Origin of the sequence: Christensenella hongkongensis (genome assembly GCF_000981035.1) — a bacterium.
GTDB classification, from domain to species: Bacteria; Bacillota; Clostridia; order Christensenellales; family Christensenellaceae; genus Christensenella; species Christensenella hongkongensis.
Window position 1 is genome coordinate 150028 of the sequence record NZ_LAYJ01000133.1, and the last position, 25591, is coordinate 175618.

At 49.1% G+C, this 25591-nt stretch carries 26 protein-coding genes; 20 read left to right on the forward strand and 6 right to left on the reverse strand.

What is annotated here, in order from left to right; translation table 11 throughout:
* The 8 genes from CHK_RS14910 (at window position 1) to CHK_RS14945 (ending at window position 5811) form a co-directional block, all read left to right on the forward strand.
* A complete protein-coding gene (locus tag CHK_RS14910) occupies window positions 1–639 on the forward strand; it encodes a permease prefix domain 1-containing protein (protein WP_046444855.1) in 639 nt (212 codons plus the stop codon).
* Between the two features lie 12 nt (window positions 640–651).
* A complete protein-coding gene (locus CHK_RS14915) occupies window positions 652–1017 on the forward strand; it encodes a hypothetical protein (RefSeq protein WP_046444856.1) in 366 nt (121 codons plus the stop codon).
* A 9-nt stretch (window positions 1018–1026) separates the two neighbouring features.
* Window positions 1027–2019 carry a DUF4097 family beta strand repeat-containing protein gene (locus CHK_RS14920; RefSeq protein ID WP_046444857.1) on the forward strand — a complete coding sequence of 331 codons (993 nt, stop codon included), beginning with the start codon at window positions 1027–1029 and terminating at the stop codon, window positions 2017–2019.
* Window positions 2020–2159: 140 nt separating this feature from the next.
* A complete protein-coding gene (locus CHK_RS14925; RefSeq protein ID WP_046444858.1) occupies window positions 2160–3440 on the forward strand; it encodes a hypothetical protein in 1281 nt (426 codons plus the stop codon).
* Complete coding sequence (locus tag CHK_RS14930) at window positions 3427–4113, forward strand: DUF6320 domain-containing protein (protein ID WP_046444859.1); 687 nt, start codon at window positions 3427–3429, stop codon at window positions 4111–4113. The genes CHK_RS14925 and CHK_RS14930 overlap by 14 nt, the downstream gene beginning before the upstream one ends.
* A gap of 14 nt (window positions 4114–4127) precedes the next feature.
* Window positions 4128–4631 (forward strand): HD domain-containing protein, encoded by a 504-nt coding sequence (locus CHK_RS14935; RefSeq protein ID WP_046444860.1) that lies wholly within the window; start codon window positions 4128–4130, stop codon window positions 4629–4631.
* Window positions 4632–4669: 38 nt separating this feature from the next.
* Window positions 4670–5080 carry a GNAT family N-acetyltransferase gene (locus CHK_RS14940; RefSeq protein WP_242844875.1) on the forward strand — a complete coding sequence of 137 codons (411 nt, stop codon included), beginning with the start codon at window positions 4670–4672 and terminating at the stop codon, window positions 5078–5080.
* Window positions 5081–5082: 2 nt separating this feature from the next.
* Window positions 5083–5811 (forward strand): SDR family NAD(P)-dependent oxidoreductase, encoded by a 729-nt coding sequence (locus tag CHK_RS14945; RefSeq protein ID WP_046444862.1) that lies wholly within the window; start codon window positions 5083–5085, stop codon window positions 5809–5811.
* Window positions 5812–5825: 14 nt separating this feature from the next.
* On the opposite strand, the gene CHK_RS14950 is transcribed toward CHK_RS14945, so the two are convergent.
* The 5 genes from CHK_RS14950 to CHK_RS14970 all read right to left on the reverse strand — a co-directional run bounded on the left by CHK_RS14950 (window position 5826) and on the right by CHK_RS14970 (window position 11764).
* Complete coding sequence (locus CHK_RS14950; RefSeq protein WP_046444863.1) at window positions 5826–6908, reverse strand: hypothetical protein; 1083 nt, start codon at window positions 6906–6908, stop codon at window positions 5826–5828.
* 12 nt (window positions 6909–6920) lie between these two features.
* Window positions 6921–7490 carry a GNAT family N-acetyltransferase gene (locus CHK_RS14955; protein ID WP_046444927.1) on the reverse strand — a complete coding sequence of 190 codons (570 nt, stop codon included), beginning with the start codon at window positions 7488–7490 and terminating at the stop codon, window positions 6921–6923.
* A gap of 218 nt (window positions 7491–7708) precedes the next feature.
* Window positions 7709–9049, reverse strand: coding sequence for a S1C family serine protease (locus tag CHK_RS14960; RefSeq protein ID WP_235843828.1), 1341 nt, complete (start codon window positions 9047–9049; stop codon window positions 7709–7711).
* A 210-nt stretch (window positions 9050–9259) separates the two neighbouring features.
* Window positions 9260–10714 carry an MFS transporter gene (locus CHK_RS14965; protein ID WP_046444864.1) on the reverse strand — a complete coding sequence of 485 codons (1455 nt, stop codon included), beginning with the start codon at window positions 10712–10714 and terminating at the stop codon, window positions 9260–9262.
* 222 nt (window positions 10715–10936) lie between these two features.
* On the reverse strand, window positions 10937–11764 hold the full coding sequence (locus CHK_RS14970) for a metallophosphoesterase (protein WP_046444929.1): 828 nt from the start codon (window positions 11762–11764) through the stop codon (window positions 10937–10939).
* 171 nt (window positions 11765–11935) lie between these two features.
* Between CHK_RS14970 and rpmE the strand changes: the two genes are divergently transcribed.
* The 5 genes from rpmE to CHK_RS14995 all read left to right on the forward strand — a co-directional run bounded on the left by rpmE (window position 11936) and on the right by CHK_RS14995 (window position 16077).
* On the forward strand, window positions 11936–12136 hold the full coding sequence (gene rpmE / locus CHK_RS14975; protein WP_046444865.1) for a 50S ribosomal protein L31: 201 nt from the start codon (window positions 11936–11938) through the stop codon (window positions 12134–12136).
* 119 nt (window positions 12137–12255) lie between these two features.
* Window positions 12256–13311: a DUF1385 domain-containing protein gene (locus CHK_RS14980; protein ID WP_052740639.1), complete on the forward strand. Its 1056-nt coding sequence runs from the start codon at window positions 12256–12258 to the stop codon at window positions 13309–13311.
* A complete protein-coding gene (prmC, locus tag CHK_RS14985) occupies window positions 13304–14143 on the forward strand; it encodes a peptide chain release factor N(5)-glutamine methyltransferase (protein ID WP_046444866.1) in 840 nt (279 codons plus the stop codon). The genes CHK_RS14980 and prmC overlap by 8 nt, the downstream gene beginning before the upstream one ends.
* Window positions 14144–14202: 59 nt before the next feature.
* Window positions 14203–15267 (forward strand): peptide chain release factor 1, encoded by a 1065-nt coding sequence (prfA, locus tag CHK_RS14990; RefSeq protein ID WP_046444867.1) that lies wholly within the window; start codon window positions 14203–14205, stop codon window positions 15265–15267.
* A gap of 561 nt (window positions 15268–15828) precedes the next feature.
* A complete protein-coding gene (locus tag CHK_RS14995; RefSeq protein ID WP_046444868.1) occupies window positions 15829–16077 on the forward strand; it encodes a helix-turn-helix domain-containing protein in 249 nt (82 codons plus the stop codon).
* Between the two features lie 65 nt (window positions 16078–16142).
* Here CHK_RS14995 and CHK_RS15000 read toward each other — a convergent pair whose 3' ends face one another.
* A complete protein-coding gene (locus tag CHK_RS15000) occupies window positions 16143–17066 on the reverse strand; it encodes a mechanosensitive ion channel family protein (protein ID WP_046444869.1) in 924 nt (307 codons plus the stop codon).
* A 259-nt stretch (window positions 17067–17325) separates the two neighbouring features.
* Between CHK_RS15000 and CHK_RS15005 the strand changes: the two genes are divergently transcribed.
* From CHK_RS15005 to CHK_RS15035, 7 genes are all read left to right on the forward strand, one after another.
* On the forward strand, window positions 17326–18507 hold the full coding sequence (locus CHK_RS15005; protein WP_160295698.1) for an aminotransferase-like domain-containing protein: 1182 nt from the start codon (window positions 17326–17328) through the stop codon (window positions 18505–18507).
* Between the two features lie 139 nt (window positions 18508–18646).
* Window positions 18647–19876 (forward strand): tyrosine--tRNA ligase, encoded by a 1230-nt coding sequence (tyrS, locus tag CHK_RS15010; protein ID WP_046444870.1) that lies wholly within the window; start codon window positions 18647–18649, stop codon window positions 19874–19876.
* A gap of 15 nt (window positions 19877–19891) precedes the next feature.
* Complete coding sequence (locus CHK_RS15015) at window positions 19892–20554, forward strand: YigZ family protein (RefSeq protein WP_046444871.1); 663 nt, start codon at window positions 19892–19894, stop codon at window positions 20552–20554.
* A gap of 26 nt (window positions 20555–20580) precedes the next feature.
* Entirely contained in the window at window positions 20581–21645 is a 1065-nt protein-coding gene (locus tag CHK_RS15020) for a branched-chain amino acid aminotransferase (protein WP_046444872.1), read from the forward strand.
* A 57-nt stretch (window positions 21646–21702) separates the two neighbouring features.
* Window positions 21703–23442, forward strand: coding sequence for a COG1361 family protein (locus tag CHK_RS15025; RefSeq protein ID WP_046444873.1), 1740 nt, complete (start codon window positions 21703–21705; stop codon window positions 23440–23442).
* 136 nt (window positions 23443–23578) lie between these two features.
* Window positions 23579–24706 (forward strand): C45 family autoproteolytic acyltransferase/hydolase, encoded by a 1128-nt coding sequence (locus CHK_RS15030; RefSeq protein WP_046444874.1) that lies wholly within the window; start codon window positions 23579–23581, stop codon window positions 24704–24706.
* Entirely contained in the window at window positions 24699–25565 is an 867-nt protein-coding gene (locus tag CHK_RS15035) for an AraC family transcriptional regulator (protein WP_046444875.1), read from the forward strand. The genes CHK_RS15030 and CHK_RS15035 overlap by 8 nt, the downstream gene beginning before the upstream one ends.
* Window positions 25566–25591 lie beyond the last annotated feature (26 nt).

Below are 25591 nucleotides of genomic sequence, written 5' to 3' on the forward strand. Positions count from 1 at the left end.
ATGGAAGAAAAATTACGTCAGTATGTGGAAAATCTTTTTGCAGATGCTCCAAAATCCAGAAAAATGCTGGAGCTGCGGGAGGAAATTTTTACAAATCTCAAAGAGAAGTACTACGACCTGAGGGAAACGGGCGCCTCTGAGGAAGAAGCGTACGACATCGTCAAAAGCAGCATCGGCGATGTGGACGAGTTGATCAGCAGCGCGAACGATCCTGTGGCAAATAAAGCCCAAACCGAGGCGGAACGCAGGCGCAGCGCGCGCCTGGTGGCGATTGCAATCATGCTCTATATCCTGTCGCCGGTGGCAATTATTATTCTGGGAAGGATGAACCAGCCAATTATTGGCCTCACCATTATGTTTGCGCTGATTGCGGTAGCCACAGGCCTGCTTGTTTACAACAGCTCGCTGCGCCCAAAGTACGAAAAAATGGACGACACCATGGTAGAGGAATTCAAGCAGTGGCAGGACGAAAGCAAGCACAAAAACGAAAAACGCTCCGCGTACCTTGGCGCGTTCTGGTCGCTCATCGTGGCGCTTTACTTCATCATCAGCTTTGCGACGATGGCCTGGTATATCACCTGGATCATCTTCCTGATCGGCGCGGCGGTAGAGCAGATCATCAAGGCGTCGACTAAATAAGGAGAAACGGGAATGGACGAACAACAACACAAAAAGATGGAACAGATCAAAGCGTATCAAAGTGCGATGTGGCTGATTATCGTGGCATTGTACTTTGTAATCAGCTTCACCACACATGCGTGGTATATCACATGGCTGATTTTCCTTGTTGGGGCGGCGTTGCAGCAGCTTTTGAAGGCTGCGCTGACAGACGAAAGCATTGCGTCTCAGCCGCCGACACGGGAGGAACGGCAGCACGCGTATACCTCGGCATTGTGGCTGATTATTGTGATTTTGTATTTTGTAATCAGCTTTACGACGCGCGCCTGGTATATCACGTGGATTATCTTCCTGATCGGTGGGGCGGTTAGCTCGATCGTCAAGGTCAACATAAAGTGAGGTAATATAATGAGTAAAACGGGAAAAATCGTATTATGGGCCATTGTGGCGGTTATACTGGCTGCGGTCATGTTTTGGGGAATTATAGGCGGCTCGGCCATCAGGGGATTCTTTGGCAATATTGCAAACACCATAACGGGAATCAGCGCTGAGGACTTTGTGGACAACCTTCCGGACGACGCGCAGAAAAATGTGGAATTTGAGAAGCCGGTTGCAGACATCAAAGAAATTTCCATGCGTTTTGTTGACGAGAACATCGAAATTGTTCCTACGGATGAGAATGTGATCCGTGTGGAGGAAACCAGCAGCCATAAGATTGAGGAAGAAGACGTTATGCGTTACGGCGTGAAAAATGGAGAGCTTGTAATACAGAGCGGGCGCAACGGGAAGACGTTCCTTAATTGGGGCAGGAGCTACAGGATAGACGTAAAGGTAATGGTGCCCAAAAGCTTTGCAGGCGTACTCGATATCCAGACCATTTCAGGCGAGCTTTCTGCGGAAACAATCAATGCGACAAGAGCGCTATTCTCTACGACGTCGGGCAATATTTCCGTTGCAGGCGGAATGTGCGACAACCTGAGCCTTGACAGCACATCCGGCAGGATAGACGCAACGGACATACAAGCGGAAAAGGCCTCTGCAGACACAATGTCGGGAGAGATCACGCTCAAGGGAACCTTCGGATATATAGAGGGAGACAGCACGTCCGGCAGCGTCAAAATCGAAGCCGCAAACGTGCAGGAGGTCAGCACGGACACCACCAGCGGATCGATTGAAGTCGTATGTGTCGACTCGGACCTGCTCGAAAAAATCGACGCAAATTCTGTTTCCGGCAGCGTGCGGATCGTTTTACCTGATGAGACGGGCTTCAAATTGAGCTATGACACGGTTTCAGGCTCGACGGACAACGATTTTGCAATGAAGAATGATCAGTACAGCGACGGACGTGTTTCCATCAACGTGGATACAGTTTCGGGCTCGCTCAAAATTCTTCAAAAATAATTCATTAACAATTAAGAATTGTGAGGAAAAAAACCTGATATAATAAAGGTGGGAAAAATAAGGGGAATGGCAAAAAACCTTGTTCTTCCTGCCTTTTTCTTTGGGAAACAGGAGCTGGGCGGGGATGCGATCGGAGGCTTATGGAAACAAAATACCCATTGGATACTGCGGCGAAGCTTTTCCCGGCGGTGACCAGGAGGACCAATACGTCTGTTTACAGGATATCGGCGATATTAAAGGAAGAGGTGTGTAAGGAGACGTTACAGCAAGCCGTGCGGGATACGCTCAAACGGTATCCGGCCTTTGCGGTCAAGCTGACAAGCACTTCGTTTGACCAGTATTTCGAACCAAACGACGCTCCTTTTTTTGTAAAACATGAAGTGGAATATCCCTGCGCGCTGATGAAGCCGGAGGAAAACAACGGCTATTTGTTCCTGGTTCTGTATTATGGGAACCGCATTTCGCTCGAGGCGTTCCATGCGCTTGCGGATGGCGCGGGCGCGGTGGAATTTTTAAAAACGCTGCTATACAGGTATTTCACCCTGCGCGGAGAGAAAATCGATCCGGAAGGGAAAATTTTACTGCCGGAGGATACGCCGGGCGCGGAAGAGTCGGAAGACGCTTTACTGAAGTATTATGACGCAGACAGGAGCAAGGTAAGCAAACTGCCGCCTGCTTTTAAAATCAAGGGAACGCCATACGAGCCATATGGTAATAACGTGCTGCAGGGCGTAGTCAGCGTAAGTGCGCTCAAAGCTGCTGCCAAAAGAAGCGACGCGACAATCACGGAATATCTTACGGCGCTTTTGATCCTTGCGATCTACAGGGAAGCGGTGCGCGAGGAGCTTGACGACGAGCCTATCGTGATATCGGTTCCGGTGAACCTGCGTAGTTTGTTCCCATCGAAAACAGTCCGGAATTTTTTCTGTATCCTGAATCTGTCGGTACCGATCCGTACGGGAATGAATTTTGAATCGATCCTTACGGAGGTGCAGCGGCAGATCAGGGAAAAGACGAGCGAGGAGAACCTCCTTGGCGCGATTGCAGAAAGCTGCGGTGTGATGGAGCATCCTGTAGTCAAAGCGGTTCCGCGGTTTATGCGGGAGGCGGGCACAAAATTTGTATTTGCATTTTTTGGCGAGGACATCAAGACGATGACGCTTTCCAATGTAGGATTGATCGATTTGCCTGCGGGCCTGGCAAAGCACGTGGAGCGGGCGGAATCAATCATATATCCTACGGAACGCAGCCCAATTAACTGCTGTATGTGTTCGGTAAATGGGAAGCTGACGATTTCTTTTATTAAAACGATCAAAGAGACTGCGATTATCCGTTATTTCTTTGGTTTCCTGGCAAGGGAAACAGGGACGGATGTAGAGATTTATACAAATAACTGGGGGATCTGTGATGAACAGGTGTGAATATTGTAATGTTTCTGTGGATGGGGCGCTGACGACCTGTCCGCTGTGTGGCAGGACGGTCGCACGCGGCGAAAAAGAAAGAAAGCAGGCGCAGAGCTATCCGGCTTACAGTATGGAAAGCCGGGAAGAGGAGCCAAAAAAGCGTCCTGTGTATAAAGCGGCTGCGGTAACCGCGGGCGTGGTGGGCATATGCGCGTGGATCAACCTTGCCACGCGCGGTGTGAACGGCGGTTTTTGGTGCCTTGATATCGCGGTGATTTTTGGATACATCTGGCTGCTTGTGCTCAATACCGTGCGCTCCAAAATACGGGGCAGTGTAAAACTGATGCTGCAGGCGGGGATTATCAGCCTGATGCTGTGCGTGTTTGACTGGAATGCCGGACGAGGCCTTTGGTCTGTGAATTACGCAATTCCAATCGCTTGTATCGCGCTCAATTTTTTGGTAACATATATAGTGTTCACAAGGAAGCTTTCGTGGCGCGAATATATTGGATACATGATTGCCGTTCTCATCTTTGGGCAGACGCCTTTTATCGGTGTGTTGACAGGCGTGACGCTTGTCGTATGGCCAAGCTTTACGGCGGGAGCTTACGCGGTAGTAACCTTTGTGATGATGCTGGTTTGCGCGGACGGGAAATATAAGGAAAGCCGTGCAAAGAGATTTCGTTTTTAAGGGAGAATGCGGGGATGGCAATCAATACAGGTGCGCTGGTTGAAGAAATGATGAAGTATGAGCGGGGGATTCCGCATCGGGTGAATCACTTTTTGAAGGTATATTCTTTTGCAAAGGTGATTGGAGAGCTCGAACAGCTGGACAGGGATATGCAGGACACGCTGGAAACGGCGGCGATCGTGCACGACATCGGAATCCGCCCAAGCGTGGAAAAGTACCAGTCTGACGGTGGGAATTTCCAGGAAATAGAGGGACCGCCGATTGCGCGTGAAATGCTTGGCCGCCTTGGGTATCCGGAAGAAATGACAGAGCGTGTGTGCTGGCTTGTGGGGCATCACCATACCTATGGAAATATAGAAGAAAAAGATCATCAAATATTGGTGGAAGCGGATTTTCTGGTGAACCTGTACGAACAGAAATCGAACAAACAGGCGATCCTTTCCGCACGCAAAAATATTTTCCGCACAGCCGCGGGGATCAGGCTGATCAATCATCTGTTCAGCCTGCCGGAAGTATGATTACATTTAAGAAAATAGAAGCTGATAAAAAACAATATATGGATTTATTGTGGGAGGCCGATCCGTCTGAAAAGATGATAGACCGTTATCTTGAGGACGGGGATCTTTATGTGGCCGAGGATGACGGCAGCGCGGTCTGCGTGGCTGTTGTGCTGCCTGTTTCGAAACGGGAATGCGAGCTGAAAAACCTTGCCGTTGCGCCGATGCTTCATGCAAAGGGCTACGGAAGGCAGATGGTTCAGTATCTTTTCCGGGTTTACAGGGGAAGGTTTGCGGTAATGAGCGTAGGCACTGCGGATATAGAAACCGGATGCAAGGGATTTTATGAAAAGCAGGGCTTCTCGTATACCCACACGCTCAAAGGTTTTTTTACGGATAACTATGAAGAGCCGATTTATGAAAATGGAACGCTCATTGAGGATATGGCGTATTTTGAGAAGGTGCTTTAGCAATGGACTTATTCGACCTGAAGGAAAAACGCGCGATTGTGACCGGCGGCAGCAGGGGTATTGGCCTTGCGCTTGCAAGGTTTCTTGCGCAGGCGGGCGCGCAGGTCGTTGTTTTTTACCACCATACAAAATTTGAAGCGGAAGACCGCATACAGGGAGTAAGCTGCGACCTGCTTGACCGGCAGGATATGAAGCGTGCATTTTGCGAGGCCGTTTCACTGCTCGGCGGCGTTGATATTCTGGTAAACGCAGCCGGTTTGCACAAAAAAGAGGATGCGGAGCGTTTCCCGCTGGAAGAATGGGAGAATATCCAGAAGGTAAACGTATTTGCAGCGTTTCGGATGTGCCAGTTGGCAGGAAATGAAATGATCAGGCAGGGCGGCGGCAAGATCGTCAATATCTGCTCGGTGCGCAGCGTGCTTGCAGGGGAACGCAGCTCGGCTTACTCCACAAGCAAGGCGGCGCTTCTGCAAATGACAAAAGCGCTGGCAAAGGAATGGGGAAAATACAGTATTAATGTAAATGCGCTTGCTCCCGGGTATATCCTGACGGATATGACGGCGGAATCGTTAACGGATCCGCAGACAAAAGAAGCGCTTTTGGAACATACGCCAATCCGGCGGTTCGGCACAATGGAAGACCTGCGCGGCGCGCTTTATTTCCTGTGCAGCGCCGCATCCGATTACGCTACAGGAATATTACTGCCGGTGGACGGCGGATTTTTGTGCTGAAAATAAAAAATAAATCAAAATTTGTTCAGTGCTTTTACTAATTTTTTGTAATTGACCGTTTTGGAACTGTCAAGACCGACTGCTTTGGCTATATCCTGGCAAAGGGCTGACGACTCATTTCGATAGGCTTCCAATTTCTTATATTCACTACCATTTAAAGTTTCTTTGTTTGCTTTGAGATATTTCGCCAACAGATTTGTTCTTGCAACGACATCAATTGCGAGCTCCCAATCTGTTTTTTTTCTTATTTCTGTAGGAATGGAAAGAAATGTAATCGTATTGCGTTGTATTTTCGAAAAGTATTTTTGAAAGAAATCCATCACGGGCATGCCCAAAATATTTTTGTCCAGATATTTTTTTGCCTCTTCTTCAGAAATAGCCAATGTGCGGATATCTGTAAGCAGTGTGTGTAATAGATTTTGTTTGTTGATAAAACTAACGCAAAAACCCAGAAAATTAATACATATCAATATTGCTATAAAAGAGGCGGTTGCAGTCATCTGATTTAAAGTAATGGAAAACGTAGTAAATTTAGCTTTGTGATATGTAACTAGCAAAAAAGAGAAAATAAGCAAACAAATTGATAAAGCAATCAACAATTTTGTACGATGATAGCGGATAAAAAAATAAATTGAATGTTTATGAAATGATGGAGATGGATGGTCATTGAATTGTGCAATGATAACAACAACGAATAAAAACATACCAATAAAGAAAAGGATTAAATAAAGAATTGAATCAGGGATAAGCATAAGTGGCATTACAAATATGAAAAGACAAAACATAAGAAGCCAGACAGTATTTGCAATTTGAAACCCGGAAACAAATCTGGTTACGATTGGATGGTTTATTTTATTGTTGGATACACAAAAAATAATGACAAATAAAAACGCAACCCAAAGTGCAGAAATGAATAATAATGTAATCAAGGTCGAAAATTCTTCTGATCCAAATGGAACCGCAGTTGTGTGTTCAATAAATTTGAACATTAAGGTGACGATTAGTCCCAACAATAGCCAGAGTGATATTCCATAAAAAGTCCTTTTTTGCTGATTTTGATCCAATAACGAAATAACGGTTTGTTCAATTTTTTCCATGATAGATTCTCCTTATGGATACATCTCATTCCGCCGCACACAATACACATCATGCGGCATATCGATACCATAATAATGCTTTAGCAGCGTGCCGGTTTTGTGCATGCCATTTTTTCGCGCAACCTTTTTGGACGCTTCGTTGGAATCGCGGATGATGGAATAGACCGCTTCGAATCCCAGGACATGGAAAGCGTATTCCCGGCAGGCAATGGCTGCCTCTGTGGCGTAACCGCAGTGCCAGAATGCCTTGCGGAAAAGATATCCAATCTCAGGGACTTCCGTTCCGTTACAGTCCTGCATTGTGATTCCGCATTGACCGATAAATTCGCCCGTTTCTTTCAGGATGACAGCCCACAGGCCGAAACCGTCCTTTTCATAGCGTCTGAGCTGGCGGCATAACCATTCGCTGACTTCATCGTCGCTGAATGCGTGCTCGTAAGCATACATCACCTGCGCGTCCTGCAAGATACTGCACAGATTGCTGAAATCGTCTTTATTTAATTTGCGCAGGTATAAACGTTCTGTTTCCAGGATCAAGGAAACTCCTCCAATCGAAAATATGTGTATTGCTAAAGATATCATAAAATGAATTTCGACCAATGTAAAGATACAACAAAAAGAAAACCCCGGCGGCATAAGCTGGGGTTTCCTTCAGACTTATATATTAATTGTAGGTTCTGTTTGGGTGGGTTATGTTTCTCAGGTCATTTTTTTACCATAGGCACGAACCTCCTTGCTTCCTTTGTTAAACTTATGTTAACGCTCCTGTGTGAATTCTATATGAAAAAGATATGAACTTTTTAAGAATTCGTTGGAACGGATTCTGTCAGCGTAACGTTCGTGGAAGCAGTCCTGCCTGAACGTTCAATCGTGATTTCCACTGTGTCTCCGGGCGAATGGCTTTTCAGGACGTTATTCAGGTCTGTCGCACCGGTAATTTCCGTGCCGTCAAGCGATACGATGCGGTCTCCCGCCTTGATTCCAAGGTTTGCAGCCTCGGAGCCGTCCTCTACCTGCAGGACATATACGCCCGTCGAGGACAGCCTGTAGGACATTGCTGCCTGCTGGGAATTCACGTCGATTACGCTCATGCCAAGGCTTGCGCGTCCCTGTACGTAGCCGTTTTCAATCAGTTCGTCAAGAATCGTCTTTGCTTCGTTGCCGGGGATTGCAAATCCAAGGCCTTCGATGTTGGTTCCGCCGGATTTTGCAACCACTACGCCGATAAGCTCGCCTTGCCCGTTAAAGAGGCCGCCGCCCGAGTTGCCGGGGTTGATTGCGGCATTCGTCTGGATCAGGCTCATTGTGCCGTCGCCAAGGTCTATTTCGCGGTTGAGCGCACTGATGATGCCGTTGGTTACTGTGCCGCCCAGTGTGCCAAGGGGATTGCCGATCGCAACTGCCGTGTCGCCCACTTCAAGCGCGCTCGAATCGCCGAATGTGACTGGCGTAAGGCCTTCCGCCTCAACCTTGAGCACCGCAAGGTCCATTGTGGGATCCCTGCCGATGAGTGTAGCATCGTAGCTTTCACCATTCTTCAGGCGGACGGTAAAGCTGGTTCCGCCTTCCACTACATGGTTATTGGTCGCGATGTAGCCATCCGCGGAAATGATGATGCCGCTTCCAGCCGCTTCACCGGAAACCTCCTGCATAAACTGGTTTGTCTGGACAACCTCCGTTGTGATTTCCACAATCGAATTCTGTGTCTTATTAACAATATCTGAAACAGAAAGGTCGCTGCCCGTGCCGCCGGCCTCCGCCGCGGTCTGGATGACGCCCGTGTCGCTGCCTGCGCTGCCCGTGCTGTTGCCCTGACCGCTCATCACGCCTGCGCTATACCCAAAAACAGCGGATGCGCCAACGCACAGCGCCAATACTATGGCCGCCGCCTTTTTGGTCAGGAAGGGCGTTTTTTCCTTTTTGGGCTTTCTGCCGCCTGAGCCTGGGCCGTCCTGGTAAAACTGCTCGCTGCCCATCCGGCGCGGATAGGGAGAGCTATTCTGGCTCAAAATTTCGTTTTCCTGCCGGGGCGTAATTCCCTCCTGCGGCGTATTGCCGTTATTTACATAGGATGGCGCGCCTTGCAGGCCATCGTTGTTATGATTGCTGTTATCATTATAAAAAAATCTATTATCATTCATTTGTTATAAGCCTCCTCATATATTTTCGTATATTTCAAAACGTTGTTTTCGTTTTTTGTTTTACAATTTAATGATAAAGCACAAAAGTGACCAATTCTTGAACTGCATTTGAATAATATTTGAAGGAAAAGTAACAAAATTGTGAAGATAAAAAGGGCGCGGCATTTTTGCCGCGCCCTTTTTATGGAGAGCTGTAAATGAGGATTCAGATTAAGAATGGGGGGACGGTTGCTGCGCCGCCTTTGCTTTTTTGTCCTGGAACAACCTGATAACCGTCAAGATAACGCTTATGCACAAAATAGCCGTGCCAATCGCGTATACGGTCTGCATTCCATAGACAAATACATCCGGCCTTCCGTTAATATAGCCCTTGACCTGATAACCGACCTTTGAGCTCATCAAAGAGTAAAGCAAAGTGGTGAGGAGCGAGATTCCCGTCACACTCCCAAAATTGCGTGTGAAAGCGTTGATACTGCCCACAATCCCAAGCTTTTCCTTGGGGGCTGTGGACATAATCAGCGAAGTATTCGGCGCGGAGAATATACCTGCGCCAAGACCTACGATGCACAGGAATACAATCAGCTTAATCACAGGCTCCGTTGCGGTCATGGTTGCGAGCAGGCCAAGGCCTAATGTCATGATTACAAGGCCTACAAGCGTAATTTTTGCAGCGCCGACCTTGTCTGAGATATATCCTGAAAGCGGCGACATAATCCCCATTACGATTGGAAAGCTCATCATGATCAGGCCCGTAGAACCGGGATCGATTTTCAGGACGTCCTCGATATAGAAGGGCTGTATAATACTGATACCGCTCATCGCAAAGAACTGGATCAATACGCAAATGACACTGAGTGTAAACAAAGAATTTTTGAACAGGGAAAGATCAATGATAGGCTGCTGGCTTCTTTTTTCAAAGTACAGGAAAAGGGCAACCAGAATCACCGCCCCTGCAAAGGACATTATGATGTAGTATTTATCATAGCCCTTGCTCTGTCCGGTTAAAAGTCCAAAGAAAAACAGGATGACAGCCGCTGCAAGCAAAGCGGTGCCCCGGTAATCGACCTGCTGGTCTGTCTTTTTGCCGCGCGGCAGCAGCTTGAGCGCCAATATAAAAGCGACGATGCCAACCGGCACATTAATCAGGAAGATGTAATTCCAACTGAGATAGGTAACGATCAGCCCGCCGATGGGGGGGCCCAGCATGGTGCCAAGTGCGACGGAGATGCCGGAGATGCCCAGTGCGCGTCCCCGTTCATTCGCGGGGAAGACCTCGGTGATAATACCCTGGTTGTTGGCAAGCGCCGCGGCGCCGCCTATTCCTTCGATCACGCGCGATACAATCAGAAATTCGAGCGTGTGCGAAAGACCGGCCATAAGCGAACCGGCGGTAAAAACAACGGTGCCAAACATAAAGAGGCGTCCTTTGCCCTTGATGTCGCCAAGCCGTCCAAACAGCAGGATAGACGCAACCACGGCAACAAGATAAACGATCACCACCATTTGGATCGATTCCATATCCGTATTGAGGTCCTTCACCATGACGGGGAGCGCGACGTTTACGACAGTTCCGTCAAGGGTTACCATAAAAGGCATAAAAATAAGGACTGCCAGAATCGACCATTTATGTTTCGCGTAATAATCCAATGAAGTTCTGTCTGCCATAATTCTTCCTCTTTCCGTGTGATTTGTAATAAAAACGATAAAAAATTTACAATAAAACGGTAAATAACATTAATTATATAAACAGGAAGCTGGCAGATAATCATTGAAAGCGTCAAAAGCAGTAGCGGAAAAATTAAAATGAACAATAAAAAAATCGGTTTGACACCAATCAAAAAGACAAGCTTATTTCCAGATGAAAAGGCCGGCCGGTTCCGACAAACGTCAGGAATCAGCCGGCAGAAGGCGGACCAGCACGATTTCCGGCTGTGCGAAAAGGCGCACAGGCACGACGCTTGAACCAAGGCCCTTGCTTAAAATCATGGTGGTGCTGCCGCTGGTGTAAAGGCCGTCCGAATATTCAGGAAGCCATTCGCCTGAGGGGGAAAACAACGCCTTGCCTCCGGGAAGGCGCAACTGGCCGCCATGCGTATGGCCGGAAAGGACAAGATCGGCTTTTTTCTGGTCGTAGGTTCCGCGGAACGGATCCGGCGTATGTGCGAGCAGCACATTGAAATGCCGGGAGTCCGGGAACCGGAGCTTTTCTATGCTGCCCGGATCAACGGTGGCGTCGTCAGTTCCGCCAATGTTAAGGGAAGTTGTCCCGACGATAAGGGGAATCACATTTCCATGGAGCACGGCAACCCCGTTTTTGGAAAACAGTTTTTTCACCTCGTCCGCCCAGAAGCGTTCGTGGTTTCCGGTCACAAAAAACGAAGGGGCGATACCGGAGCAACGCCTTGCGACGTTTTCGATGTAAGCGGTATTCAGGCTGTCCGTATAGGAATGATAGATCATATCTCCCGTGATGCAGATGAGGTCAGGGTTAAGACTTTCGACCGTATCAAACAGGCGGGAGTTGTCTTTTCCAAAGGATTTCTCGTGCAGGTCGGAAATCTGGACAAGCGTAACGGGACTATCAATTTTACTGCTTTTTATTTCATATTCTGTTATTTCAACGATATTGTTTTGTCCGATGTAAGCCATGGGAAGATTCACCGCAAAAAATGCGATCAGCAGGAAAAAAAGGATGCTTCGTTTTTGTTTTTTCATAAAAAAGTAAAATCCCTTCCTGTGTTTTTTTAAGAGTATATAAAAAAGCCCATGCAATGTAAATAAAAAAAACATGAACAATCTGTAAAAACATTGGAAAAAATCATTGCTTTTTGCTGCGCTTATGCTATAATAAATAATGCTACTTTTGGAAGAAAGAGGTGAAGGGTAATGAAAGAAGGAATTCATCCGAAGTATGGCGAATGCACCGTTACGTGTGCGTGCGGCGAAACTTTTAAGACCGGCTCTGTAAAACCAGAGATGAGAGTTGATATTTGTTCAAAATGCCATCCGTTCTTCACGGGAAAACAGAAGCTTGTTGATACAGGCGGTCGTGTAGACAGATTTAAGAAAAGATACGGCATTAAATAATACAATACTGTTTATTTTGACGTGTTTTAAAAGACTGCAGACCGTGACGTTTTTAAGGTTCACGGTCTGTTTTTTTGCAGTATGCAAAAGCCGCGTTTTTGCGGCATAAGGAGCAAAGCATGAAAAGAACAAGTATCGGAGGACAGGGGGTTCTTGAGGGCGTTATGATGCGCTCGCCGGAAAAAACGGCGATTGCAGTGCGCAGGGAATCCGGCGAGATCGTAACACAAAAGCAGGACTCGCAGTCGCTTTCCACCCGTTATAAAATATTAGGAGTGCCGATTATCCGCGGCGTGGTCAATTTTATAGAAATGATGGTTTCCGGCGTCAAGACGATTACAGATGCAGCGCGGATGTATGATCCGGAGGATGAAGAGCTCGAACCGAGCAAAACAGAAGAGTATATCGCGGAAAAGACTGGCAAAAACCCAATGGACGTGGCAATCGTTTTTGCGGTTGTGATCGCCCTTGTGATTGCAGTCGGCCTGTTTTTTATCCTGCCCAACCTGATTACAGGCTGGATTACGCCTTACGTACACACAGCGTTTGGCAAAAATCTGATCGACGGGCTGATCCGCGTGGGAATGTTTTTGATTTACCTCGTGGCGATCAGCAATATGAAGGATATTAAACGCCTGTTTGGTTACCATGGCGCAGAGCATAAGGTGATCAACTGTTTTGAGCATGATATGCCGATGGACGTGGAGCACGCGCGCCAGAATACGCGGTTACACCCGCGTTGCGGAACAAGCTTTCTTTTGATCGTCATGATTATTTCCATCCTGCTCTTTACGCTGCTTGGCTGGAGCGACAACTGGGCGGTCCGCATTGGCCTTCGCCTTGCGATGCTCCCAATCGTCGCAGGCGTATCCTACGAAGTGCTGAAGCTTCTTGCAAAGTACGAGAATAAGTTTACGGAGGCGCTCAGAAAGCCGGGTATGGCCTTGCAATACCTTACGACGCGCGAACCGGACGATGGAATGCTGGAGGTGGCGCTTGTGTCGTTCCTTGCGGCAGAGGACAAAAAGACGGACGAGGAAATCGATAAAATGGCGAGGGATTACAGCCACAAGATCGACGGATCGCCGGCTGATTTTGCGGACGCAGCAGATGCGGCGCAGGCTGAGGCGGCGCCTGAAGGACTTACTGCGTCGGCGCTCGAGATAAATGAGTAATTGGGGAGAGGTTTACCATAATACTTTAAGAACGCTTGAGCAGGCGGGCTTTGAGGAGGCTGCCACAGAGGCGAAGATGATATTAGCGCACGTGTACGGCGGCGATTTTTCGCAGCTGTACCTGCGCTTTTTCGATGCCTGCAATCAGGAGCCCGAGGTGCAGGGGCTGACGCTTGCGCGGCTTTCCGGCAGGCCACTTGCGTATGTGTTGGGTGAAAAGTATTTCTACGGGCGGCGGTTTTATGTGGATGAGCGCGTGCTGATTCCGCGTTACGATACGGAGCCCGTTGTGGAAAGGGCGCTTAGCCTTGCGCGGGAGCGCGGGTACATCAAGGCGCTTGATCTTTGCTGTGGCAGCGGTATCATTGGGGTGACGCTTGCAGCCGAGGGACGATTTGGCAAAATTTGCTTTGCAGATTTATCGGCGGGAGCGCTTGAGGTGGCAAAAGAGAACGCCCGCGCGCTTGTGCCGGATCAGTGCTGCAGCTTTGTCCAGGGGGATTTTCTGGAAAACATCTGCGAAACCTTCGATCTTGTAGTGTGCAATCCGCCTTACATCAGTGCGCGGGATTACAAAGGGCTGGAACCGCAGGTAAGGGATTACGAACCGCAAAGCGCGCTTCTTGCGGCAAACGAAGGATACCTGTTTTATGAGCGGGCGGCAAAGGAGCTGCCGCCTGTTTTGAACCCGGGCGGCGCGGTCGTTTTTGAGATCGGCGACACACAGGAAGCGCGCGTGTGCGCCTTGCTTGAAGAGGCAGGATTTGATAAGATAGAAAGCGGATGCGATATGGCCGGCAGGCCACGGTTTGTGTGCGCTGTCATGGCATAACAGGGGCAGGATTGTCTCAATGAAACAATAAAAAATTTAGATTTTGCGGAGAATCATATATGCTTGATAAACTCAAAACAATCAAAGAACGTTACGACGCTATTTCAAAGGAGCTTTCCAACCCGGAGGTGATCGGAAACCAGGACAGGTTTCGCTCGCTCGCTCAGGAACAGGCCTCGATTGCAGAGATCGTCGAAGCATACGACAGGTATGCCATGATCCTTGACCATATTGCCCAGAACAGGGAGATTATGGAAACAGAGACGGACGATGAATTCCTTGCACTGGCAAAGGAAGAGCTCGCGCCGCTTGAGAAAGAAAAAGAGGAAATGGAAGCAGAGCTTAAGGTATTGCTGATTCCCAAGGATAAAAATGACGAAAAGAACGTTATTCTGGAAATCCGTGCGGGAACGGGCGGCGACGAAGCCGCGCTTTTTGGAGGAGACCTGCTGCGGATGTACCTGCGTTACGCGGAACGGCATGGCTTTACGGTGGAAACGCTCTCGTCCAATGTGACGGAGCTTGGCGGCGTGAAAGAAATGGTCGTTTCCATCGCCGGAAAGGGAGCTTATGCGCGCCTGAAGTACGAAAGCGGCGTGCACCGTGTGCAGCGCGTGCCGGATACGGAATCCTCAGGAAGAATCCATACGTCTGCCGCAACGGTGGCGGTGCTGCCGGAAGCAGAAGAGGTGGAGGTGGACCTGAATCCAAACGACCTTCGCGTAGATGTGTTCCGCAGCGGCGGGCATGGAGGGCAGAGTGTCAATACAACGGACAGCGCGGTGCGTATTACGCATTTACCGTCAGGGCTTGTCGTCACATGCCAGGATGAAAAATCACAGATCAAAAATAAGGCAAAAGCGATGAAGGTACTCGCTTCGCGTTTATATGACTTGTATAAGGATGCGGCGGACAGCGAGCTTTCGGAAAACCGCCGCAGCCAGGTAGGCTCCGGAGACCGCAGCGAACGTATCCGTACATACAACTTCCCGCAGGGCCGTGTAACGGATCACCGCATCGGCATGACGCTTTATAAGCTGGAGGCGTTTCTTGACGGGGATATGGATGAAATGATCGACGCGCTCATTCTGGACGAACGCCAGAGAAAACTGCAGGAAGCATAACGTATGTGATATCGCTCGGGGGACTTATTATTACATCGCTTCATTTCACGCCGGGTTAGCTCATTGCCTTCAAAGCCTGCTTACTTCGTGCGCAAAGGCATTTTCACGCAATGAGCTAACCCGGCGTTGGCAATAATGTGTAAGAGATTTGTGGAACACCTGCCGGCGAGCACATAAGATGCCGCAATGAGGAGCTTGAGAAGTCGTATCACGTTGAACCATATTTGCTCTGATAGACGAATGCAGAGCGCCGTACACAGTGTTTTTTTCCTGAGTTGTACGGCGCGTCTCCGAAGGGCGGCGTCTCATGCGCTTGCCTTCGAGTATCCGGGCGATCACATATCTATGCTGTGAAATTTCATAAAAAGCATGGGTTTTAAACGGTATTGTGGTTTCTACCATACCGTTTTTTCATCTATTCATATAAATCATTGTTTCCATTTTATTCGACATTTGACAAACTTTTTTGCGTATTGACTATCTGGTCAACATTATAAAGCAATTCTATTATACAATTAAAAAAATGACGATCAGTCAAAAATCAAAAGAGGATTCATGTAAATGGAAAATTTGATTCTTCAAAATGCTTCGTTACCCGATAATTTACGGAAACTGCGTAATCAGGCAGGGTTGACGCAAGAGGAGCTCGTCGCGAAAATGAATTTACTGGGAAGCGTCATTGAACGTACGGCTTACTCGAAAATCGAGGCGGGCACGCGTAATATCAAGGTAACGGATTTGGTTGCGCTTCAGCAAATTTATCAGGTTGATTTCGCGGAGTTCTTCAAGGGCGTTAAACCCCATGAATGAAAATAAGCATATATCCTGTCCGGCAGATGCCATATGACGGCGTGTTACAGGATTGCCGCCGGACGCTATATTTTTGTTTCCTCATGTTTCATCACAATACTGCGGTAGGGATAAGGGATTTCTATCCCGTTCCTGTCAAATACCTTTTTTGTCTCGTAACGCAGGTCAGAAAGCGTAGGAAAGCTTGTGCCGGCGTCCTTTGTCCAAACGAACGCGCGCAGCTTGATCGACGATTCGGCAAGCTCCTGAACGCGTACGGTGACGGCTGGCGCACCCTGCGCCTTTTCTTCCGGAGTACGTACATCCAAAGAGTCTTTGTGAGCGCCCACGATATCTGCCAGAAGCTTCATTGCCAAGTCAATATCGCTGCCGTAAGAGATTCCCACGTCAAGGAAGCTGCATACGGTCGTTTCTTCGTTGTTATGCAGCGCGCGTACGATGTTTTTATCAATTACGCTGTTTGGAATCACGATGCTTTTATTGGTTGCGTCAATGATGGTTGTATGCCGAAGGCCGATGTCCTTCACAACGCCCATAAGGGGAGGGGTAACGTCGAGTATCTCGATATATTCCCCAACCTCGAACGGTTTTGACGCGCTGATCGATATGCCGCTGAACACATTGCCAAGCGTTTGCTGCGCTGCAAGGCCGATGACTACGGCGGCGATTCCCGAGCTTGCAAGAATAGCAGTACCAAGGCTGTTAAGCGGCTTGATGGTCATCAGGACGGAAAAAACTGCGATCACAATGATCGCCACATAAATAAGCCGGTAAAAAATACGCATATTCCCGGAAAGTTTTTTTGCCAGGAAATGCTGAATCAGCTTGATGATCAGAAAGGTAATCCCGGTGACGATCGCCGCATAGATCAGCGTATTAACCAGCCCGAGTGAAAAAGTTTCCCTGTTCCATACATCAAACGCACTTTCCGCAGCCTGCCCTGTGTTTGCCGCCGTATCGGCAAGCAGGCGTACATAATCTCCTGTCATATTTTTTGTTCTCCTGTTAAGTATTGCGTGATTGTGATATCCACGGCAGGCAATCAATATCCCGCGAATGGACCGGATATCATATCATTATGAAATCTATTATACACAGTCCGGCAGGGAATAGAAAGAATAAGCATGTAAAATCGAAAGGTTATGGGAGCCGGATATTTTCCAAAATGCGGTGTTTCTTGCACTTTTCCTTGAAATTGACGCACGAAAATTATATAATATAATGCGTATAATTATTTTCATGGAAGGAATGGCAAAAGCAATGTACCGATTTGCAAAACGCTTTGACGGCGTTGGCGGAAGCGAGATCCGTAAGATATTCAGCCTGCTTGGCGTGCCGGGCATGATTTCGTTTGCGGGGGGGAATCCTTCGCCGGATTTATTCCCGTCGGAAACGCTGGCGGAAATCAGCGAGGAAATCATCGCGGAGCAGGGCAAAAGCGTCCTGCAATATGGCGGAACGCTTGGCGTGGCGCAGTTTATCGAGCTGCTGAAAGTAAGAAACGCGGACATCATGAAGGAAGACGACGATTTGGTCGTGATTTCCGGATCCTCGCAGGGTATTGACTTTTTTGCCCATACGATGATCGAGCCGGGCGACGTTATGCTTGCCGAGTCTCCTTCGTTTTTGGGGGCGTTGCAGACTTTCCGGCTGGCAGACGCGCAAATAAGGACCGTTCCAATGCAAAACGACGGGGTGGATACCACGCTGCTTGAAGAGCAGATCAAAAAGTATAAACCCAAGTTTTTTTATACGATACCAACGTTCCAGAACCCTTCCGGCATAACAATGAGCGCGGAAAAAAGGCAGCAGGTATACGACATCTGCAGCAAATACGGCGTTTTGATTCTGGAAGACGATCCGTATGCAGAGCTCCGTTACAGCGGCGAGCCGTTAAGAAGCATCAAGGCGCTTGACAACAGCGGCATTGTTTGCAAGCTTTCGAGCTTTTCCAAGACGATTTCGCCGGGGCTGCGCGTGGGCTACGCGATTGCGAACAGGGATATCATCGCGAAGTTTAACCTGCTCAAGCAGGGGGCCGACGTGCACACCTCAAACCTCACGCAGACGATGGTGATGGAGTTTTTGAAGCGCGGTTATTATGACGACCATGTTAAAATGCTGTGCAGGGAATATAAAAAGCAGCGCGACGCAATGTGCGAAGCAATCGACAAGCATTTTCCGGACGGCGTACAGCGTACAGATCCGCAGGGCGGATTGTTTGTATGGGTGACGCTTCCCGCCGGGATGGATTCGCGCAAGCTGTTTGAAGCGTGTGTCGCGCAAAAAGTGGCGTTTGTATCCGGGCCTCCGTTTTACGCGGATGGCGGGCACGAGAATACGCTGCGTATGAATTTTTCCATGCCGTCCATTCCGGACATAGAAAAGGGCGTGGAAAGAATGGGGCGGATTATCCGGGAATTTGTATAAAATATTCCGGTTCGCGGCTTTCCAGTTGGAAGGGACGCGGATATGTGGGCTTTTGTGTAAGAGCGGCTGAACCTTCCGGCTGGTCAGGGGAGGCGCGGCTGGGTACAATCAAACAGAATTTTTTTAGGAGTTTAGATAAATGGCAGCGAACGTTTTTGATACATTACAGGAAAGAGGCTTTTTGAAGCAGACCACACATGAGGGCCTCAAAGAAATGCTTGGCAAGGAAAGCGTAAAATTTTACGTTGGGTTCGACGCGACTGCGGACAGCCTGCACGTAGGGCACTTTGTCCAGCTGATGGCAATGGCGCACATGCAGCGCGCCGGACATGTGCCGATTGTCCTCATTGGCGGCGGTACGACGATGATCGGCGATCCAAGCGGGAAATCCGATATGCGCCGGATGATGACGCGCGAAGTAATCGCGCATAATGCGGAGATATTCAAGCGGCAGATTGGCAAATTTCTTGATTTTTCAGACAATAAAGCCATCATGGTGGATAACGCAGACTGGCTTTTAGACCTTAATTATGTGGAATTCCTGCGGGAGATCGGCACGTGTTTTTCTGTGAACAGTATGCTCACGGCGCGGTGCTACAAGGAGCGGCTTGAAAAGGGCCTTACATTTTTTGAGTTCAACTATATGCTGATGCAGGCATACGACTTTTTGGTATTAAACCGCAAATATGGCTGCAAGCTCGAAATGGGCGGGGACGACCAATGGTCGAACATCCTTGCGGGCGCCGACCTTATCCGCCGCAAAGAGCAAAAGGAAGCGTATGGCCTTACGATCACACTGCTTTTGAAGAGCGACGGCAAAAAGATGGGCAAAACCGAATCCGGGGCAGTGTGGCTTGATCCGGAAAAAACGTCGCCTTATGATTTTTACCAATACTGGAGGAATGTTGCGGATGCGGACGTAAAAACATGCCTTTCGCTGCTGACGTTCCTGCCGATGGAGGAAGTAAACAGGCTGTCGGCATTAAAGGATAGCGAGATCAATGATGCAAAAAAGATACTTGCATTTGAGATAACAAAACAGGTACATGGAGAGCAGGCTGCAAAAGAGGCGCAACAGGCTGCGGAGGCGTTGTTTGGCGGCGCGGGCGCGGGCGGAAGCATACCGACCACGGAGCTTGCCATGGCGCAGCTCAAAGAGAAGCCGCAGCTTATAGACATTATGATAGAATGCGGGCTCACGAAGTCGCGCGGGGAGGGCCGCAGGCTGATTACCGGCGGCGGTGTACTGCTGAACGGCGAAAAAGTAACCGACGAGTTCAGGGAAGTCGCCGAGCAGGATTTCGCGGACGGAGAACTGATGATTAAAAAAGGCAAAAAGGTATTCCATCGTGTGAAGCTTGTCTCATAGGGCACGGTAACGAACGTGGATAAAAAGGAAAGGTTTCGCGGATATATCTGCATCAGGCAACAAACGCAGCATGAGCTTGTAATCAAAAAATCAAGGTTTTTATGCAGCCTGATTCCGGTGGAAACAGAGCAGCAGGCGGCAGACGAGCTTGCGAAGATCAAAAAAAAGCATTACAACGCGGCGCATAATTGCTCGGCAATGGTAATCGGCCCGGATTCGTCATTCCTGCGAAGCTCGGATGACGGAGAGCCGCAGGGCACTGCGGGCGTACCGATGCTCGAGGTTTTAAAACGCAGCGGAGTGACCAATATCCTTGCGGTTGTGACGCGGTATTTCGGCGGTACGCTTCTTGGTGCGGGAGGTCTGGTGCGTGCCTATTCGCAAAGCGTGAGCGAGGCGTTAAGGGAAGCGCAGCTTGAAAAAAAGACTTTGGCTGTGCAACTGGATTTTTCTGTTGAGTATGCCGACTATGCCAAACTGATGAACATAGCAAATGAATATGGGGCTACAGTGGAAGCCGAATTTGGCGAAAAGGTGAACGCCCGTATGACGCTTGAAAAAGAATATTATCCTGCGGTGGCTAAAAAAGTCAGTGAGGCCTTCCTGGGAGCGGCGGTCTATCGTGAGGCTGGGGAGTGTTATGTAGGCCGGCCGGTAAGTAAAGAGTCTTTTGAATAAATTTATATAAGTAAGGAATGATGGGTATGGATATCAAATTTTTGGAAACGGACCAACTGAAAAAGAAACCGGACGATGAAAGTAAATTAGGTTTCGGAACGATCTTTTCGGATTATATGTTCATCATGAACTATACCGAAGGCCAGGGATGGCACGACGCAGAGATCAGGAAATACGAGAATTTCAGTATTTCGCCTGCTGCGACGGTTTTTCACTACGGCCAGGAGGTATTCGAGGGGTTAAAGGCATATCGGCAGGTGACAGGAGATATTGCACTGTTTCGCGCTGCGGATAATTTTAAGAGGCTCAACAATTCCGCAAAGCGTCTTGCAATGCCCCTGATTGATGAAGAATTTGCACACAAAGCATTGCGTGAGCTTGTTGTGGTCGAAAAAGACTGGATTCCAAAATCAAAAGGAACCTCGCTCTACATTCGTCCGAACTACATCGGCATGGATCCGTTTATTGGGGTGAGTGCGGCAAGGGAATATGCGTTTTATATCATGATGGGGCCTGTGGGCGCTTATTATGCGCATGGGCTGCAGCCGGTCAAAATTTTGATAGAACAGGAATATGTGCGCGCGGCAAAGGGCGGCATGGGCTTTGCAAAAACGGCAGGCAACTATGCGGCAAGCCTGATTGCGGGAGTTGAGGCGCATGAAAAGGGCTGCGACCAGGTGTTGTGGCTGGATGCGGAAGAACGCAAATATGTGGAAGAGGTCGGTTCCATGAACATTATGTTTGTGATCGACGGAAAACTGGTAACACCGGATCTTGACGGAAGTATCCTGCCCGGAATTACGCGCGACAGCGTCATGACGATTGCGCGCGATATGGGCATCACTGTGGAGGAACGCAGAGTGTCGGTTGAGGAAGTGATCGAGACTGCGAAATCGGGAGCGATGAGCGAAGCGTTCGGCACAGGCACGGCGGCGGTGGTAAGCCCCGTCGGGGAGTTTGTATACGGAGATGAAACGATTACCGTTGCAGGCGGTAAGATGGGAAAACTGGCGCTTGAATTCTATGACATCCTCACTGGCATCCAGTATGGCGAAATAGAAGATAAATTCGGATGGACAGAAAAGCTCTGAGTTTCCCATGACTCCGGAAATACTGCGAAATTTGACCTTTAAACGGAGGGAAAACATTTGAAAAAAAGAATCATATCGGTTTTACTTGTGATTGCGCTTGCAGCTGCGCTTTGCTTTGCAACGGGCGTAACGGCGTTTGCCGCCGGTTCGGTAAAGCTGACTGTGGAGATCAGCCCAAAATCCCTGACGGGAGCGGGCACCGTATCGGTTAAGGCAACCGTGCAAAACAATACGGATAATGAAATCACGGATGTGTCCGTTACCTTTCCGGGCACGGATCCGGCCTCGATAGGAAGTATCGCGGCGGGGGATTCCGGTACAAAATCCAACTCCGAATGGGAGGTATCGAGCGATATGCTGGATACGCCCCTCGAGTTCACTGCGGATTTTACGGACGCGAACGGAAACGAGAAGTCTGTGAGCGCATCGGCGACCATTACCAAAAAGGATTCCGTTGTTGACGCACAGGCAAGCGCCAGTGTAGATAAAAAGGAAATCGATAAGGGCGGCAAGGTAAAGTTTACCTTTGTTCTGGAAAACAACGGGAATGTGACGCTGGAAAAGGTATCGCTCAAAGCGCCGCCGCTCAATGGCGGAGACCAGCTTGGAGATACGTTTACGCTGAAGGCCGGTGAAAAAAAGACCATGACATGGAGCCCCACGCTTTCGGCGGGGGTGGAAGTGAAGCCGGTATTCAGCTATACGGCGAATGGTGAAAAGGGAACGGCAAAGGCAGATACCGTAAGCGTTAAGATCAAAGGCGAAGACGATGCCGAGTCGTCGGCAAGCGCGGCGGCAGATGCGCTTTCCATTTCTGCTACAGCAGATAATACGACTGTAGTTTCGGGAAGCACGGTGGCTTTTCAGATCACGGTAAAGAACAGCAGTTCTGATAAAATCAGGAACCTGAAAGCGACCGATTCGGCAGGAAACAACGTAAAGCTTTCCGCGACAACTGTGGAAGGTAATGGAAGCGTTACAGGCACCGCAAGCATCGTGGCGGAGAAAACGGACAGCATTTCGTTTACCGTGACAGGCGAGGATGCCGACGGGAACAGCGTGAAGGCAACGTCGAGCCCGGTCAGCATCACAGTGCAGGAAGTAGATCCTGCAACGGCTATCGGAATGGACATCAGTATTCCAACGCTTACGCTTACCAAGGCGGGGCCGGTTGAATTTACCTTTATCGTAAAAAATAATTCAGGTGTGGAGCTTAAGGACGTAAAAATCACGGAAGCCACGCTTGGAGATATCGAGACGATAGCCTCCATGACGGACGCGCAGCAGGAGATCAAAAAGTCGATCGAAATCGATAAGACGACAACGCTGACATTCCAGATCAGCGCGACGCTTCCTGACGGCACGCAGGTGGAAAAAGCGGCAACTCCCGTTACAATGACGCTTGATCAGGGAATCGGCGGCATGGGAAATATGCTGATGATTCTGCTGATTGTTGTCATTGCGATTGTGGTAGTGGCGATTGTGCTGGGTGTGTTTATCCATAAGAACAAAAAAGCGGGCTTTACTGCGTTTGGAAAACCGAGAAACGGTAAAGGCGGTAAGAACGGATCGAATGGCCGTCCGGCGAAGCCCATAAACGGACAGCGTCAGGCGCAGGGGCAGTTGCCGCAGCAAAGGCCGCAGCAGCACAGACAGGCACAGCAAAAGCCGCGTAACCATATGTCCGTGGAGAATATTGAACCATCAAAGACACAGCAGCGCCCACCAAAACAACGGCAGCAAAAACCGCCTGCGAAAAAAGGCGGGGCAAATTATACGGACAGGAATAAGTTCTGATAATACTTAAAAAACCGGCAGTTATCCTGCCGGTTTTTTTGTGCAAAAATTATCTTTTTTCAAAAACAGCAGGAATTATCATTTTTAATCCGGCAGGATTGCTACAATAAAGGAAAAGAAAGCGCAGGAGAAACAAATGATATACACGCAAGCAACTTGTCTGGAACTCGCAGGTACGAATTATGAGATTGGCCGCAGGATGGGGGAACACATAAAACGTTATCCGAAGCCGGGAATCCCGCAGCAACCATGCGGCCTGGGCGCACAGGATATGATATATGCAAGGCACCTGCTGGAGCAATGGTGCAGCGGAATCAACGAAGAGATTGAGGGCGTTGCTGATGTGCTTGGTTTCCCGCCGGAAATCAGCGCATATTATACCATGACATATCTGGTGCCGCGGTGTTCGCAGGCCGTGGTGCTTCCGCAACGCACGGAAAACAGGCATACAATGCTTGCAAGGAGCTATGAATTTTCTCCGGCGGCAGAAGATTTTATTCTTGCGCGTACGAGCGTAAAGGGAAAATATACGCATATTGGGACGACTGCGATGCAGCTTGGAAGGGATGAGGGAGTAAACGAATGTGGACTTGCGGTCACGATGAGCTCCTGCGGATTGCCGGTGGGAGCGCCAAAAGGGATGCGAGCGCCCGCGTTACGCGGGTTGCAGTTTTGGGCTGTGATCCGCACGCTGCTGGAAAATTGCGCGGATGTTGCCCAGGCAATCGATTATTTGGATGGAATGCCAATCGCATACAATATCAACCTGATTCTGGCGGATAAGGCAGGCAACGCCGCGCTGTTTGAAACGCTCGATGGGGAGACCGGGATCAGGCAAATCGGAACGGATACGCAGGAACAATATTTATTCGCAACAAACCATGCGGCGCTTCCTTTGCTTATCAGGAGGGAACCGTTTGCAATGCGGCATTCGCTCGTGCGGTATGAAAAAATCAGGAATTTCCTGGAAACTACGCAGCGTGTGGACAGCGGCTTGCTCAGGAAGCTGCTGCACGAAAAATATCCACAGGGACTGTACTGCCCATATTACAAGGATTTTTTTGGAACGACAAAAAGTATGCTGCTGGATGTAAATGATGGTACAATAGAGCTGTGCTGGGGAGGGATAGAACAGAATGGCTGGAAATGTTATGGGGTGGATACGCCGCTCAAAGAAAGCAGGGAGCGCATTGCAATGGAGCCCGAGCCTTCGCCGCGCGGTTTGTATGAAGCATTACCTTTGAGGGAGGAAACCATTGGATAAACTGGAGGCATTGGAGCGCGCAGTCTCGGTCATTGAAGACGACCTTGGAAGTGTCGGCGCACAGGAAGCGGCGCAAAAAGCAGGATACTCTTATTATCATTTGACGCGCCTGTTTTCAAATATGCTGGGAGAGCCGATGGGCAGTTATATCAAAAAACGCAGGCTGGCGGATGGAGCGCACAAGCTTCTTTATACAGATAAACGGGTGATCGATATTGCAGTGGAAAACGGGTTTGGTTCTTCAGAAGCATTTAGCAGGGCGTTCAAGGCAGTGTACTGTGTAAGCCCTGCACAGTACAGAAGAAACAGGCGGGACGTGATCGTTGGCGCTAAAAAAAGATTGCAGCCCGGGTTATTGAGGCACATAGCGGGAAATGTAACGGTACGGCCTCAAATTGTGAAGTTTGAGGGGGCGGCCGTTGCAGGGCTGCGCGGACAGACGACGATCGGTAAAAATGTTGTGCCGCTGCTTTGGAAACGTTTTTTGGAAATGGAAGGAATGATCACAGGCCGGGCGAAAAACGCACGCCGTTTTGGGATATGCGAGACAGATGAGACGGTTTATACCATGAACAGGGATGCGGTGTTTTCGGAATTTGTAGGCATCGAGGTGGAAAGCGCCAAAGGGCTGCCGGAGCAGTTCGAACAAAAAATACTGCACGCAGGAAAATATGCGGTTTTTACGCATACGGGAAGTCTTGCGCGCCTGAGGGAAACCTTTGACTTCATTTGGGGAACCTGGTTTCCGGCGAGTGGCACTCAGCTTGATTATGGCGAGGACTTCGAGCTGTATGACGAACGGTTCCGCGGGCCGGACAATCCAGAGTCGCAAATCGATATTTATGTACCCATAAAATAAAAGACCGCGGGAAGAAATCCGGCGGT

What these genes read in the sequence shown, in the direction of transcription:
- CHK_RS14910 (WP_046444855.1), top strand. Translation starts at nt 1, where the DNA reads ATGGAAGAAAAATTACGTCAGTATGTGGAAAATCTTTTTGCAGATGCT.
- CHK_RS14915 (WP_046444856.1), top strand. Translation starts at nt 652, where the DNA reads ATGGACGAACAACAACACAAAAAGATGGAACAGATCAAAGCGTATCAA.
- CHK_RS14920 (WP_046444857.1), top strand. Translation starts at nt 1,027, where the DNA reads ATGAGTAAAACGGGAAAAATCGTATTATGGGCCATTGTGGCGGTTATA.
- CHK_RS14925 (WP_046444858.1), top strand. Translation starts at nt 2,160, where the DNA reads ATGGAAACAAAATACCCATTGGATACTGCGGCGAAGCTTTTCCCGGCG.
- CHK_RS14930 (WP_046444859.1), top strand. Translation starts at nt 3,427, where the DNA reads ATGAACAGGTGTGAATATTGTAATGTTTCTGTGGATGGGGCGCTGACG.
- CHK_RS14935 (WP_046444860.1), top strand. Translation starts at nt 4,128, where the DNA reads ATGGCAATCAATACAGGTGCGCTGGTTGAAGAAATGATGAAGTATGAG.
- CHK_RS14940 (WP_242844875.1), top strand. Translation starts at nt 4,670, where the DNA reads ATGGATTTATTGTGGGAGGCCGATCCGTCTGAAAAGATGATAGACCGT.
- CHK_RS14945 (WP_046444862.1), top strand. Translation starts at nt 5,083, where the DNA reads ATGGACTTATTCGACCTGAAGGAAAAACGCGCGATTGTGACCGGCGGC.
- CHK_RS14950 (WP_046444863.1), bottom strand. Translation starts at nt 6,908, where the DNA reads ATGGAAAAAATTGAACAAACCGTTATTTCGTTATTGGATCAAAATCAG.
- CHK_RS14955 (WP_046444927.1), bottom strand. Translation starts at nt 7,490, where the DNA reads ATGATATCTTTAGCAATACACATATTTTCGATTGGAGGAGTTTCCTTG.
- CHK_RS14960 (WP_235843828.1), bottom strand. Translation starts at nt 9,049, where the DNA reads ATGAATGATAATAGATTTTTTTATAATGATAACAGCAATCATAACAAC.
- CHK_RS14965 (WP_046444864.1), bottom strand. Translation starts at nt 10,714, where the DNA reads ATGGCAGACAGAACTTCATTGGATTATTACGCGAAACATAAATGGTCG.
- CHK_RS14970 (WP_046444929.1), bottom strand. Translation starts at nt 11,764, where the DNA reads ATGAAAAAACAAAAACGAAGCATCCTTTTTTTCCTGCTGATCGCATTT.
- rpmE (WP_046444865.1), top strand. Translation starts at nt 11,936, where the DNA reads ATGAAAGAAGGAATTCATCCGAAGTATGGCGAATGCACCGTTACGTGT.
- CHK_RS14980 (WP_052740639.1), top strand. Translation starts at nt 12,256, where the DNA reads ATGAAAAGAACAAGTATCGGAGGACAGGGGGTTCTTGAGGGCGTTATG.
- prmC (WP_046444866.1), top strand. Translation starts at nt 13,304, where the DNA reads ATGAGTAATTGGGGAGAGGTTTACCATAATACTTTAAGAACGCTTGAG.
- prfA (WP_046444867.1), top strand. Translation starts at nt 14,203, where the DNA reads ATGCTTGATAAACTCAAAACAATCAAAGAACGTTACGACGCTATTTCA.
- CHK_RS14995 (WP_046444868.1), top strand. Translation starts at nt 15,829, where the DNA reads ATGGAAAATTTGATTCTTCAAAATGCTTCGTTACCCGATAATTTACGG.
- CHK_RS15000 (WP_046444869.1), bottom strand. Translation starts at nt 17,066, where the DNA reads ATGACAGGAGATTATGTACGCCTGCTTGCCGATACGGCGGCAAACACA.
- CHK_RS15005 (WP_160295698.1), top strand. Translation starts at nt 17,326, where the DNA reads ATGGCAAAAGCAATGTACCGATTTGCAAAACGCTTTGACGGCGTTGGC.
- tyrS (WP_046444870.1), top strand. Translation starts at nt 18,647, where the DNA reads ATGGCAGCGAACGTTTTTGATACATTACAGGAAAGAGGCTTTTTGAAG.
- CHK_RS15020 (WP_046444872.1), top strand. Translation starts at nt 20,581, where the DNA reads ATGGATATCAAATTTTTGGAAACGGACCAACTGAAAAAGAAACCGGAC.
- CHK_RS15030 (WP_046444874.1), top strand. Translation starts at nt 23,579, where the DNA reads ATGATATACACGCAAGCAACTTGTCTGGAACTCGCAGGTACGAATTAT.